Genomic DNA, 12,294 nt, shown 5'->3' with positions numbered 1-12,294 from the left:
GGCCGCCGCAGATGGCCAGACCACTCCCCGCTGTCGTCTCGCTCGCCGACGGCAACCCGGTCGCGGGCGCGAGCGTCGACGTGTGGCAGGCCGACGCGGACGGCTACTACGACGTCCAGCGGCCCGGCGAGGTCCCGGACCGCAATCTGCGTGGCCTGTTCACCGCCGACGACGAGGGCCGCTTCCGGTTCCGCACCATCGTGCCGCGCCACTACCCCATCCCCGCGGACGGCCCGGTCGGCGGCCTGCTGAAGGCGACCGGACGCCACCCCAACCGCGCGGCCCACATCCACGTCGAGATCTCCGCGCCCGGCGTCCGCACCCTCACCACGCACCTCTTCGTCGCCGGGTCGCCGTACCTGGACTCCGACGCGGTCTTCGGCGTCAAGGAGAGCCTGATCCGTACGTTCGCGCAGGTCGACGACCCGGCCCTGGCCGCCGAGCACGGGCTGCCCAACCCCTTCCGCCACGTCGACTTCCCCATCACCGTCCAGCGAGGTGGCCGGCCGTGATCGAACGTCCGCGAAGATGGTGCTCGACGAACTGCTGCTTGTCGGCGTCCCGCTGACCCCGCCGCAGGCCCCCCACCGAGCCACCGGAGGTGCCCACCATGTCCGAGCCCGTCACCGAGCACGTGACCGTGCACGAGACCCTGCCCTCCCGGGTCCTCGTGGGCCGCGGAGCACGCCACGCGATCCCCGAGGAGACCGAACGCCTCGGCTCGCGGCGGGTCCTGCTCGTGTCGACCCGGTCGGCGAAGCCGGCCGCCGACGAACTCGCCGCCGCCCTCGGCCTCCGCCTGGCGGCGCTCGTCGACCGCCCCGTCGTGCACACGCCGGTGACGGTCACCGAAGAGGCGCTGGAGATCCTCCGCGAGCGGAACGCCGACAGCCTGGTGGCGCTCGGCGGCGGCTCGGCCGTCGGCCTCGCCAAGGCTCTGTCCGTGCGCACCGGCCTGCCGCAGATCGCCGTACCGACGACGTACGCCGGATCCGAGGTGACGCCGGTACTGGGCGAGACCCGCGACGGAGTGAAGACGACGCGCCGCGACCCGGCCATCGCGCCGGGCACGGTCGTCTACGATCCGGACCTCACCCTGACGATGCCGCCGGGGCTCACCCGCACCAGCGCCCTGAACGCCCTGGCGCACGCGGTCGAGGCACTGTGGGCGCCGGACGCGACCGCCGCCACCGACGCCCTGGCGACCGAGGCGGCCGACGGCATCCTGACCGCGCTCCCGGCGGTGCTGGCCGACCCCACCGCGCTACCCGGCCGCGAACGGCTCCAGGAGTGCGCCTGGCTGGCGGGCCTGTGCCTGGCCCGGACCCGCATGGGCCTGCACCACCAGCTCGCCCACGCCCTCGGCGGCACCTTCGACCTGCCGCACGCGGAACTCCACGCCCTGCTCCTGGCCCACGTCCTCGCCTTCAACCTCCCGGCGGCACCGAAGGCCGCCGCGCGCCTGAGCCGTGTCACCGGGGGAGACCCGGTGGAGGCGGTCGGCCGTCTGGCCCGCGGCCACGACGGCCCGACGACGCTCCATGAGCTGGGGGTACCACGTGACGGTCTGCGCACGATCGCCGAGCGGATCGCGGCGGAGCCGTACCCGAACCCGCGCCGTCCGGACGCGGTTGCGCTGCTGGGTCTCCTGGAGGCGGCCTGGTAGCCGGCCGGGAGGGCGCTCAGGCGTTCAGAGGCGGCTGTACTGCTCGATGTCCTCGGTGAACTCGTCGATCGCGCGGGCGGTGAGGGTGGGCCGGGTGTCGGCGATGGCGCTGAGGTAGTCCTCGGTGGTGGCGGGCCGGCCCTCGCGATGGGCGACCTCGTGCTCGAACGCCAACTGCGCGGCCTTGCGGGCCGCGAACTCGATGTCGGCCGGGGTGAACAGCTCACTGGCCGCGACCAGCCGGGCCAGATCCACCGAGCCCGCGGCCGCCCTGAGATACCGGGTCCAGATCGCCGCGCGGGCGGTGTCGTCGGGCGGTCCGATAGGGATGACGTAGTCGAACCGGCCCGGCCGCAGGAAGGCCGGATCGAGAGACCGTACGGAGTTGGTGGCGCACGTCAGCAGCCGGGCGTCGTGCTCGCGGAAGCCCGGGATGAGTTTCAGCAGTTCGTTGGTCACCCCGTGCCCGGGGTCGACCGCCTTCCCGGACCGCACACCGGCGATCTCCTCGACCTCGTCGATGAACAGCACCACCGAGTCCAGTGCCGCGAGGTCCGCGAACGCCTCACGCAGTGCCGCGGCGAGCCCGTCGTTCGTGGCGGCCGCGAGCCGGGACGGGAAGAGTTCGACGAAGGGCCAGCCGAGCCGCGAGGCCACGGCCTTGGCGAAGCTGGTCTTCCCGGTGCCGGGCGGGCCGAAGAGGATGACCGCCTTCGGCGGGGCGACGCCGTACCGGTCGGCCAGCGTCGGCTCGGCCAGCGGAAGCACGACACGGCGTTCGACGACCTGCTTCTCCTGCTCCATCCCGGCCATGGCGTCCCACAGCCCCTCGGGCATCATGCGCCCGCCGAGATCGGCCAGAACCGCCGTGTTGGAGGGCTCGTGCGGTTCGAGCTTCTCGTAGTAGATCAGGTCGTCGCGGGACTGGTAGCCGCAGTTCTCGAGGGCCTTGGTCCCGGCGGCGGCGCCCGGCAGCAGAGCACTGATACGGCGCACGCCCAGCGCCCTCAGCCGCCGCTCCAGCTCGGCGAGGAGCGCACTGCCGATGCCACGTTCACGCCACCGTGAGGCGAGCGCCATCAGCAGGACCCACCCCCGGCGGCCGTGTGCCTGTGCCACGGCCATCCCCACCAGCTCGTCCCCGACCACGGCGACGACGGCCGTCTGCCCGACCCGCGCCTCCGCCATCACCTCGGACACGGGAAAGACGGGACTCTCGTCGCCCCGCCGGCTCTCGTCCCAGATCTGAACAGCCTGATCGAGATCGTCATCACGATAGTCACGCAGATGCCATGCGGGCATAGCATCACCTCACGGGTCCCGGGTCTGCCATTGTCCCCGCGGGGGCGCGGGGCGGCGAGCGCAGCGGACGCCCGCGCGGGCGGGGCGGGACACCGGCCGTTCCGCCTACGGGAGTTGAGCCCGGGCCTAGCCGCCCGGAAGCGGCCGCTGTACGCTGACGGTAGGCTTTGACCTGCAGGAGCAGGCAGGGAGCCGAAACCCAGGAGCGGTCCATAGTCCATGAGCGCGATCGGCAGCTCGGCGGACAACGCACTCGCCGAGTCCTTCAACGCCACGTTCAAACGCGAGACGCTCCAAGATCGCAGGCACTGGTCCAGCTAGCGCGAAGCCCGCCTCGACGCGTTCCGCTGGCTGCACCGCTACAACACCCGACGTTGTCACTCCCGCCTCGGACATCGCAGCCCGATCGCTTACGAGACAGCGTCCGAAACGACATCAACGACGCTGGCACCAGCCTCATAACCAGTGTCCTGGACTCAGGGTCAAGGCCCCTGTACTGGCCCCTGTACGACTGATGTCCGTCCGCACCGACTGCGAGAGCAGGAAATAACCCTTCGCTCCGTCCTGGACGGCCGGGTAATCCGTCAAGCCGTCGGCGAGGCCCGTTCACTGCCCGGTGCGTCCCATGACGCCGGCCAGGACGTACTCGGTGAGTTCGTCCAGCAGCGGACTGTTCTCCTGGTCAGCGTCCAGCCCGAGGAGCAGCTCGTCCAGTACGGCGGCCGACAGCACCATACCGAATGTGAGCCGCACGGTCAGCCTGGCGTTTGTGGTCTCCTGGTCGTGGTCCCGCCGGCCGGAGGCGACTGCTTCCTCGAGGGCGGGGAACAGCCGGTCCAGTGGGCCCTCGGAGAACAGTTCCGGGTGGTGTGCGCGCATGGTGAGCAGGGTGAGGAGGTCGCGGCGGTTCTCCCGCAGGAAGGTGAAGAGCATGGTGACGTAGTCGCGGGCCAGCTGCTCGTCGCTCAGGCCACGTTCCGAGCGTTCCTCGAACTCTGTGAGGAAAATGGCCACCACCTGGGTGAAGGGTTCGAAGACCGACTGCTGGAACAGCTCTTCCTTGGTGCGGAAGTGCCGGTACATCATCTGCTCGGTGGCGTTGGCACGCTCTGCGATCTCGCGGGTGCGGGCGCCCGCGTAACCGCGTTCACCGAAGACCTGACGGGCCGCGTGCAGCAGATCCGCACGCACGGTGGCGCTGCTGCGACGAGTCCGGCCTCGGCCGAGGGCCCCGGTGCCGGGTGCGGTGCGTCCAGTCATGCGCTCATGCTATGCGGGGGTCCGGTCCGCCCGGTGGGCGGACCGGACGGCACCGGCTTCCCCGCTGTCAGGCAGGTGCGATCTTCGCCAGAACGTCTCCGACCTGGTACTTGGTCTCGACTTCGCCTATCAGCCGGATGGTGCCCGCGGCCGGGGAGTCGATCTCGTGCTCCACCTTGTCGGTGCCCAGCAGGTAGATCGGCTGACCGGCCTCCACGGTGTCTCCGTCCGAGACCAGCCAGTCCACCAGCTCTCCCTCCTGCATGGTCAGTCCGAGCTTGGGGAGTTTGACGAGGACGGTCACGCTCATGCCATCGACTTTCTGATCGCGCTCTCCACGTCGGAGATCTGGTAGAGGTACTTGTCTTCCAAAGGCTTGGAGAAAGGCACTGGGGCGTTCGCCGAGGTCACCCGGACCACCGGCGCCGCGAGCTGTCCGTGAAGCTCCTCGCTGATGCGGGCGGACACTTCCGCTCCCACCCCGAACTGGCCGACCGCCTCGTGGACGATGACGGCGCGGCGAGTCTTGGCCACCGACTCCAGGACGGTGCGCTCGTCCAGCGGCGAGATCGTGCGCAGGTCGACGACCTCGACATCGATGCCCTCGCCGGCCAGTTTCTCGGCGAGCTCGAGCACTTGGCCGACGGGCCGTCCGTAGGTGATGACGGATACGTCGGAGCCCTGGCGGGCGATGTTGGCCTTGCCGAGAGGGATGCGCAGCCCGGGCTCAGGGGCCTCGCCCTTGGTCCAGTAGAGCTGGGTGTGCTCGACGACCACGCAGGGGTCGTCGTCCAGCACGCTGGACAGCAGCAGGCCCTTGGCCTCGGCAGGGGAGGAGGGGACGACCACCTTGAGCCCGGGCACGTGCGCGAGCCAGGCCTCCAGCATGTCCGAGTGCTGGCCTCCGGTGCCTCCTCCGGCGCCGGTGGCCGTGCGCACGGTCAGCGGGACACCGGTGCGTCCCCCCGACATGAACCTCAACTTGGCGGCATGGTTGACCAGTTGGTCCAGTCCCAGCGTGATGAAGTTCATCAGCATGATCTCGGCGACCGGGCGCATGCCGGCCACCGCAGCGCCGACGGCGGTGCCCACGATGGCCTGCTCGGATATCGGGGTGGACCGAACCCGGTCGGTTCCGTACTTGGTGGACAGACCCGAGGTCACCTTGAAGGTGCCGCCGCCCTCGCGGTCGGCAACGTCCTCGCCGAGCAGGAAGACCGTGTCGTCGGCCGCCATCGCCTCGTCCAGGGCGATGGTGCAGGCCTGCTGGAACGTTATCTTCCTGGCGCGCTCCTTGCGCACGGTCCGGTCGGTCATGCGGGCACCTGCTCACGGTAGATGTCGAGGCGCAGTTCGTCCGCACCGGGGTAGGGGCTGTCGGAGGCGAAGGCGATCGCGTGCTCGACCTGGCCGGCGATCTCCTGCTCCATGGCGCTCAGCTGTTCCTCGTCGGCCAGACCGCGTTCGCGGAGCAGCGCGCGCAGCGCGGGAACGGGGTCCGCGGCCAGCGCGGCCTCGTACTGGGCACGGTCCATGTAGGTGCCGGGGTCGCCGAAGTAATGACCCATGAAGCGGTAGGTGACCGCTTCGACCAGGGTGGGGCCCTCGCCGGCCCTGGCCCGGTCAAGGGCCTCGGTGAAGGCGTCGAGGGCGGCCTCGGGGTCGTTGCCGTTCACGGTCACGCCGGGCATGCCGTAGCCGGCCGCGCGGTCCGCTATGTGTTCGGCGGTGGTGCCGTTGGCGTAGGCGGTGGACTCGGCGTACAGGTTGTTCTGGCAGACGAAGATGACCGGCAGCTTCCACAGGGAGGCCAGGTTGAGTGACTCGTGGAAGGCGCCGATATTGCTGGCGCCGTCGCCGAAGCAGACCACGGTCACCCGGCCGTCCTTGCGGATGCTGGATGATGTGGCCAGTCCGACGGCGATCGGCATTCCACTGCCGACGATGCCGGTGGTGACCATCACCCCGCTGTCGGGGTGGGTGACGTGCATGGGGCCGCCCTTGCCCTTGCAGGAGCCGGTGGCCTTGCCGAAGATCTCCGCGATCAGTTCGTCCAGCGGCATGCCCTTGGCGATCTGGTCGTGGATGCCGCGGTAGGTGGTGACCAGGTAGTCGTCGCTGGTCACTCCGCTGTGGGCGAGGGTCGCCGCGAGAACTTCCTGGCCGCGGGGGGAGTAGTAGGCGGCGGCGAGTTCGCCGGAGGTGAGCATGCCGCGCATGCGCTCGTCGACGCGGTGGATGAGTGCCGCGGTGCGGTAGATCCGGACCAGTGGGTGCTCCGCGGGTGCGCCCGCGGAGGGTGTGGTCTCAGGCAACGGACTTGCTCCTAGCTGTGTTGTCGATCATGTGGTGGGTGGCCAGCCAGCCGAAGACGAATGACGCGGCGATGCTGGCGCCCGCGCCCGGATAGGTACGGCCCATGACGGATGCGGTGCAGTTGCCCGTGGCGTACAGGCCGGGGATCGGTTCGCCGCCGTCCCGCAGCACCCGGCCGTGTTCGTCCGTCAGCAGACCCCCCGCGGTACCGACGTCACCGGGGTAGAGGGCGACGGCGTAGAAAGGTGCCTTCTCGACCGGTGCCACACAGGGGTTGGGCTTGACCCGGTGGTCGCCGTAGTAACGGTCGTAGGCACGCTCGCCCTTGTGGAACTCGGGGTCCCTGCCGTCGAGGGCCGAGGCGTTGTAGCGGTCCACCGTGGCGCGCAGCCCGGCCGGGTCGATTCCGCACTGCTCAGCCAGGCCCTCGAGGGTGTCGGCCTTCTTCATGTAGCCGGATTCGATCCACTTGCGCGGGGTGATGCCGCCGGGGCTGGTGCCCCACATGTAGCGCCCGCGGTGGCGCGCGTCCATGATGAACCAGCTCGGCACGGCCCCCACTTCCTTGTGCCGCGCGTACATCGCCTGGCCCACCTCCATGTAGGAGGCGGCCTCGTTGACGTACCGCGAACCGGTGGCGTCAACGAGCATGGAGAACGGCTTGGAGCGCTCGTACACCGCGAACAGCGGGCTGCCGTCGGGCAGGACCGAGGAGGGGATCCACCAGGCCTCCTCCATCAGGTCCACGGCGGCGCCGTGCCGCATCGCGGCCTCGATCACCTCGCCGGTGTCGCCCTCGTTGGCAGAGGTCCATTCGGCGGAGGCGGGGGAGGGCCCGTACTTCTCCCGCATGGCCGCGTTGTGGGAGAAGCCGCCCGAGTTCAGCAGCACGCCGGCACGTGCTCGGACCCGGACCCTGCGCCCGTCCCGCTCCACCTCGACACCCAGGACCTTGCCGTCCTCGACGATCAGGTCCACGACGGGTGTGCCGGTCCAGATCGGCACCTCGGCCCGCAGCGCGGCCTGCAGCATCCAGCCCTGCAGGGCCGCGCCCGTTCCCCGCATCTCACGGCCGGTCAGCTTGGCGGCGATCATCCGTCCGGCCAGCTTCGCCACCGTGGCCGCCCCACGCAGGGAGCGGGGCCCCAGGGACATCGGCGAGACCTCGCCGGTGTACAGCGGGATCGGAGGCATGTCCATGCGCGCACGGAACTTCTCGCGCCAAGGGCCGAGTTGGCGCAGATTGAAGAGCTCGGTCTCCAGCGAGCGGCTGCGTGCCTTGCCGCCCGGCAGCTCGTCGTAGTAGTCCGAGTAGCCCTCGCAGTGCCGGAATGGCACACCATGTTCCATCAGGAACCCGGTCATCGGCTCGACCGCGTTCAGGAAGGCCTCCACCCGCTCGGGGGAGGTGGACGGGCCGACATCGCCGACCGCCGACGCGAAGTAGGCGCGGGCGTCCTGGGGACTGTCCTCGACGCCTGCGCTGCGTGAGACCGGGTTGTCCGGCAGCCAGAGCACACCGCCGGACATCGCCGTGGAGCCGCCGACCACATCGGTCTTCTCGATCACGAGGGGCTCCAGACCACCCTGGCGGGCGACGAGGGCCGCACACAGTGAACCGCCGCCGCTGCCCACCACCACCAGGTCGGCCACAGCGTCCCAGCCTGCTTCGGGTTCATGCTCGGTCATCGGCGCACCTCCGTGTCCTTCGCGGTGCGCTCCGGCGTCGTGCTCGCGGCGTCGGCGGCCCGGTAGTAGTACTCGTGCAGCACCCGGTGGAAGTTGCTGATCGCCATCTCCTGGCGCGGGCTCGGCCGGGCCCCCGGGAAGCCGCGGGACTTCATGCCCTGCTGGACGGCGTCGAGGTTCTCGAAGTCCTGCTCGAGGATGCGGCCCCAGTCGTCGTGGTCGCGCCAGTCGGTGTAGAACTCGCGCTTGAGCGGGGGCTCGGCACCGGGGGCGTATCGCATGAGGGACCAGATGTCGAAGACGCAGCTGTCGGGGTCGTCGCCGTTGGGGCGGACGCGGTACCACAGAGCGCCGTCGGGGTAGGGCAGCACGATCAGGTTGGGGAAGATGTGCCAGTCCTGGCCGGCCCGGATCAGGTTCTCGGCGGTGAGCTTCGGCCAGCCGGCCCCGTCCTTCTCCGCCTCCTCGGCGGAGAACGCCATCAGAGCGCCCAGCACCCGTGCCGGGTCCGCGCCGTCCTTCTCGTCCAGCTCAGTCTCGAGGCGCCGCGCTGCCGTCAGGTCCCGGGGCGTCCAGATCGCCCGCAGCTGGTTCTCCAGCAACTCGATGAAGCTGATCACGCCCGGGCGCAGGTCCTTGGGGAACGGCTGGCCCAGCCGTCGGGAGGGCGCACCCAGCGGCCAGTTGTCCTCGGCCCCGGCGAAGGTGGAGTGCTTGCCGAAGCGGCTGCTGTTCGTCATGTCGTCGTTGAACCGCAGCAGCTGGGGGTGTGTGGTCTGGACGTGGTAGCCCTCGTTGAAGGCCTCGAGCGCGGTCTTCCAGTTGCAGGGCAGGACGACCGTCTTGTACCAGCGGTAGCGGAACTTCTCGAACTCGAAGGGGTCGAACACCTCCGGGAGGGGAGCGAGATAGTCCAGCAGCGGTTCGGCGTCCGGGTTCATGGTGACGAAGACGAACCCGCCCCAGGTGTCCACCCGGGGCTCCTTCAGGCGCAGTTCGTCGTCGGTGAGCCTGCCACCCCAGTCGTCGCGGTCCACGACCTCGCGCACCGTGCCGTCCAGGTTCCAGCGCCAGCCGTGGTACTGGCAGAAGAAGTGGTGGGCGGTGCCGCAGCCTTCGGTGAGCCGGCGCCCGCGGTGCTGGCATGCGTTGTAGTACGCCTTGACGGAGCCGTCGGCGAGGCGGATCACGATGATCGACTCGTCGACGATGTCGAACGTGACGAAGTCACCGGCGTTGGGGATCTCCTCCTCCCGGCAGGCGACTTGCCAAACGTCCGGCCAGAGCCGCTCCTTCTCGATCCGGACGTAGCGAGGGTCGATGTAGTCGTCCTTGGGGACGAAGTCCTCGCGCACCGGGCAGTCCGGCGGGAAGGGAGGTTGCTCCGGTTGTCCGTGTACCTCTTGCCCCTGTGCGCCAGGGAGGTCGACTGTTGTCACGTTGGTGTCCCTTCCATGTGTCCCGTTGGGTCCAGCAACATGTCAAGAGAGTGTTTGCTCTCTTGGCATGTTCGTCAATATCCACGCGCACACGGGATCGAGGCTCCGCGGGGCGCGGACCTAGATCTGTGCGCGCCTGTCGTTCGCCCACCCGGGGTCGCCCGGACGTCAACCCGGAAGCCGGACACCGCGTATGAGAAAATAAGTTATACCTATAAGATGATCTCACTCTTCGCTATACACTGCTCGGCAGAAGATGCCTCGGTGCGGCGCCGGGTCCAGGCGGCTCGGCACCGGAGATGTGGCGGAGGAAGAAGGTTCGAGCGCGGCCGAGCATCCCTCGCCCCGACCGACAACGTCGAGAACTGCCGTGTTCATGAAGCAGGCAGGCACCCGCTGGTACAGGAGATCTCCATGCCGCCGCACCCGACCAGGACGATCCGTCTCACCGAAGCGCACCGGCCAGCTGACACTCGCCCGACCTGTGGAAGATCCCGGTCGGCGAGCTCCTGCTGCGTAACGCCGCCGCCCATCCCGAAGGGCTCGCCGTCCAGGTGCCCGCCGACGCCGGTCTGGAGAGGAAGCGCAGTGGAAATCGCAGAGCTCCTGGCCGAGCGCAGGGCGGGCGAAACCCGTGACGACGTGATTGATGCGCTGCTGGCCGCCGAGGTCGACGGCGCGGCAACGCCCCTGGCGTGGCAGCGCAGTCGATTGCGCGCGGCGCCCTCACCAAGGGCGTCAATCTGCTCAAGCTGCCCTCCAACGACCTGTTCAGCGCGACCGCGATCCTGCGCACCATGGCCAAGGTGGCCCCGGGGCACCCGGTGGTGCGCTCCTTCTCGGCCGCGTACTGGCGAGGCGGGGACACGAGCGTGGAAAGTGTGCTCTTCCGTGCCCAGTTCTTCGACAAGCTGGTCGCCTGGGGCGGAGAGGCCACCATCCGTGGAGCCCTGAAGTATGTCGGTCCGGGATTCGAACTCGTTTCGTTCGATCCGAAGACGTCCATCTCGGTGATCGGCCGTGAGGCGTTCACCTCTGACGAGACGCTCGCGCAGGCCGCGGAGGCGGCGGCGACGGACGCCACGTTCTTCAACCAGCAGGCGTGCGTGTGTAGCCGCTTTCAGTTCGTCGAGGGATCCGACGAGGACGCGGACCGTTACGCGGCGGTGCTGTGCCAACGGCTGGGGATCGCCCGCGACTTCGCCTCCGCCGGCGGCCCGAAGGTCCCCGCCGATCTCCGTGAGGAGATAGACGGTCTTCGTGCCCTGGCTCCGGACTACCGGGTGTGGGGAGGATACGACGGACACGGCCTGGTGGTCCGCTCGCCCGAGCCCGTCGACTTCCACCCCGACGGCAAGATCGTCAACGTGGTCCCGGTCGCCTCGCTGTCCGACGCCGTCGCCTTCGCCGGTGTCGCCACACAGACGGTCGGCGTCTACCCGGACAAGCGCAAGGCGGAACTGCGCGATGCCCTGGCCTGCGCCGGGGTGCAGCGCGTGGTGTCGCTCGGCGCCGCGGGCGGCATGCCCCCGGGCATGGCCCACGACGGCTTCTATCCGCTGCAACGTCTCATGAGGTGGGTGAACGACGAATGAGTCGACACTGGCTGATCACCGGGGTGTCAGGAGGGCTCGGCCGGGCCCTGGCACGCGCGGTCCTCGACCGCGGTGACGTCGTGGTGGGAACCCTGCGTGACAAGACCCAGGTCGGGGACTTCGAAGAACTTGTCCCCGGGCGGGCCTTCGCTCTGGTGCTCGACGTCACCGAGGCCCCGCAGGTCGTCGAGGAGCGAGTGGCCGAGGCCGTGCGGCGGGCCGGGCACATCGATGTCCTGGTCAACAATGCCGGCTACGGACTGCTCGGCGCCGTCGAGGAGGTGAGCGAGGACGAGCTGCGCCACCAGATGGAGACCAACTTCTTCGGCCCGCTCAATCTGATTCGCGCGCTCGTACCCCACCTGCGTGAACGCGGCAGGGGCCATGTCGTCAACATCAGCTCCATCGCCGGCTTCCGCGGTCAGCCCGGCCTGGGCCTGTACAACGCGTCCAAGTTCGCGTTGGAGGGCCTGTCCGAGGCGCTCCAGCATGAGCTGAAGTCCTTCGGTATCGCGGTCACCATCGTCGAACCCGGCGCCTTCCGCACCAACTGGGCCGGCAAGGGGCTGCGCCGGGCGGACAGGCACCTGCCTGAGTATTCGGTGCTCGAGGCGATGAGTGCGGCGATGGAGCAGTCCGCCGGAACCCAGCAGGGCGACCCCGACCGGGCCGCCGCCGCGGTGATTGCCGCGGTCGAGGCGCCCAGGCCGCCCCGCCGCCTCCCACTCGGCGACGACGCGGTGGAAGCCGTCCGCAGCAAGCTCTACGGTGTAGGGCGGGAACTCGACGCCTGGGAGGACGTCGCACGTTCGACCTCGTACGAGAACCCTGCCGGGGCCTGAAGGCACGGGCAGGGGGAGCCGGCAGCGCGTGTGCAGGCCGCCCGGACGACCACATGTCGTCCGGGCGGCCTCGTCGTATCCGTAGTCCGTACCGGACGCCAGGACCTGTGAGCCCGGCCCGGTGGCGCCCCCGGTCACGTCTAGGTGCAGCGCGTCAGCAGCCTGAGCACAGTGGCGATCAAGAA

At 69.6% G+C, this 12,294-nt stretch carries 9 protein-coding genes and 3 pseudogenes; 5 read left to right on the top strand and 7 right to left on the bottom strand.

Annotated elements, in window-relative coordinates:
* Nucleotides 1-35: 35 nt before the first annotated feature.
* Nucleotides 36-512: pseudogene (locus IEZ19_RS03300) on the top strand (dioxygenase family protein); the annotation flags it as partial.
* 98 nt (nucleotides 513-610) lie between these two features.
* The gene (locus IEZ19_RS03295) at nucleotides 611-1,666 is read left to right on the top strand and encodes a maleylacetate reductase (protein WP_189309407.1); all 1,056 of its coding nucleotides are present in this window, start codon (nucleotides 611-613) and stop codon (nucleotides 1,664-1,666) included.
* 24 nt (nucleotides 1,667-1,690) lie between these two features.
* Here the strand turns inward: IEZ19_RS03295 and IEZ19_RS03290 are convergent, their stop codons facing one another.
* Nucleotides 1,691-2,968, bottom strand: coding sequence for an ATP-binding protein (locus tag IEZ19_RS03290; protein WP_189309406.1), 1,278 nt, complete (start codon nucleotides 2,966-2,968; stop codon nucleotides 1,691-1,693).
* A 216-nt stretch (nucleotides 2,969-3,184) separates the two neighbouring features.
* Here IEZ19_RS03290 and IEZ19_RS50380 point away from each other — a divergent pair.
* Nucleotides 3,185-3,430, top strand: a pseudogene (locus IEZ19_RS50380) (integrase core domain-containing protein); the annotation flags it as partial.
* Between the two features lie 144 nt (nucleotides 3,431-3,574).
* On the opposite strand, the gene IEZ19_RS03285 reads toward IEZ19_RS50380, so the two are convergent.
* The 6 genes from IEZ19_RS03285 to IEZ19_RS03260 all read right to left on the bottom strand — a co-directional run bounded on the left by IEZ19_RS03285 (nucleotide 3,575) and on the right by IEZ19_RS03260 (nucleotide 9,588).
* Nucleotides 3,575-4,228: a TetR/AcrR family transcriptional regulator gene (locus IEZ19_RS03285; protein ID WP_189309405.1), complete on the bottom strand. Its 654-nt coding sequence runs from the start codon at nucleotides 4,226-4,228 to the stop codon at nucleotides 3,575-3,577.
* 67 nt (nucleotides 4,229-4,295) lie between these two features.
* Nucleotides 4,296-4,538, bottom strand: a complete 243-nt coding sequence (locus IEZ19_RS03280) for a lipoyl domain-containing protein (RefSeq protein WP_229839872.1) — start codon at nucleotides 4,536-4,538, stop codon at nucleotides 4,296-4,298.
* Nucleotides 4,535-5,545, bottom strand: coding sequence for an alpha-ketoacid dehydrogenase subunit beta (locus IEZ19_RS03275; RefSeq protein ID WP_189309404.1), 1,011 nt, complete (start codon nucleotides 5,543-5,545; stop codon nucleotides 4,535-4,537). The genes IEZ19_RS03280 and IEZ19_RS03275 overlap by 4 nt, the downstream gene beginning before the upstream one ends.
* Nucleotides 5,542-6,543, bottom strand: a complete 1,002-nt coding sequence (locus IEZ19_RS03270) for a thiamine pyrophosphate-dependent dehydrogenase E1 component subunit alpha (protein ID WP_229839871.1) — start codon at nucleotides 6,541-6,543, stop codon at nucleotides 5,542-5,544. Before IEZ19_RS03270 ends, IEZ19_RS03275 begins: the two co-directional genes overlap by 4 nt.
* Nucleotides 6,536-8,233, bottom strand: a complete 1,698-nt coding sequence (locus IEZ19_RS03265) for an FAD-binding protein (RefSeq protein WP_189309403.1) — start codon at nucleotides 8,231-8,233, stop codon at nucleotides 6,536-6,538. Before IEZ19_RS03265 ends, IEZ19_RS03270 begins: the two co-directional genes overlap by 8 nt.
* Complete coding sequence (locus tag IEZ19_RS03260) at nucleotides 8,230-9,588, bottom strand: aromatic ring-hydroxylating oxygenase subunit alpha (RefSeq protein ID WP_189309402.1); 1,359 nt, start codon at nucleotides 9,586-9,588, stop codon at nucleotides 8,230-8,232. Before IEZ19_RS03260 ends, IEZ19_RS03265 begins: the two co-directional genes overlap by 4 nt.
* A gap of 776 nt (nucleotides 9,589-10,364) precedes the next feature.
* Here IEZ19_RS03260 and IEZ19_RS03255 point away from each other — a divergent pair.
* A pseudogene (locus tag IEZ19_RS03255) lies at nucleotides 10,365-11,267 on the top strand (acyl-CoA reductase); the annotation flags it as partial.
* Nucleotides 11,264-12,109 carry an oxidoreductase gene (locus IEZ19_RS03250; RefSeq protein ID WP_189309401.1) on the top strand — a complete coding sequence of 282 codons (846 nt, stop codon included), beginning with the start codon at nucleotides 11,264-11,266 and terminating at the stop codon, nucleotides 12,107-12,109. The pseudogene IEZ19_RS03255 and the gene IEZ19_RS03250, both read left to right, overlap by 4 nt.
* Nucleotides 12,110-12,294 lie beyond the last annotated feature (185 nt).

This window comes from Streptomyces brasiliensis (genome assembly GCF_014647875.1).
Classification (GTDB): Bacteria; Actinomycetota; Actinomycetes; order Streptomycetales; family Streptomycetaceae; genus Streptomyces; species Streptomyces brasiliensis.
This window is presented reverse-complemented; position numbering and strand designations above follow the sequence as displayed.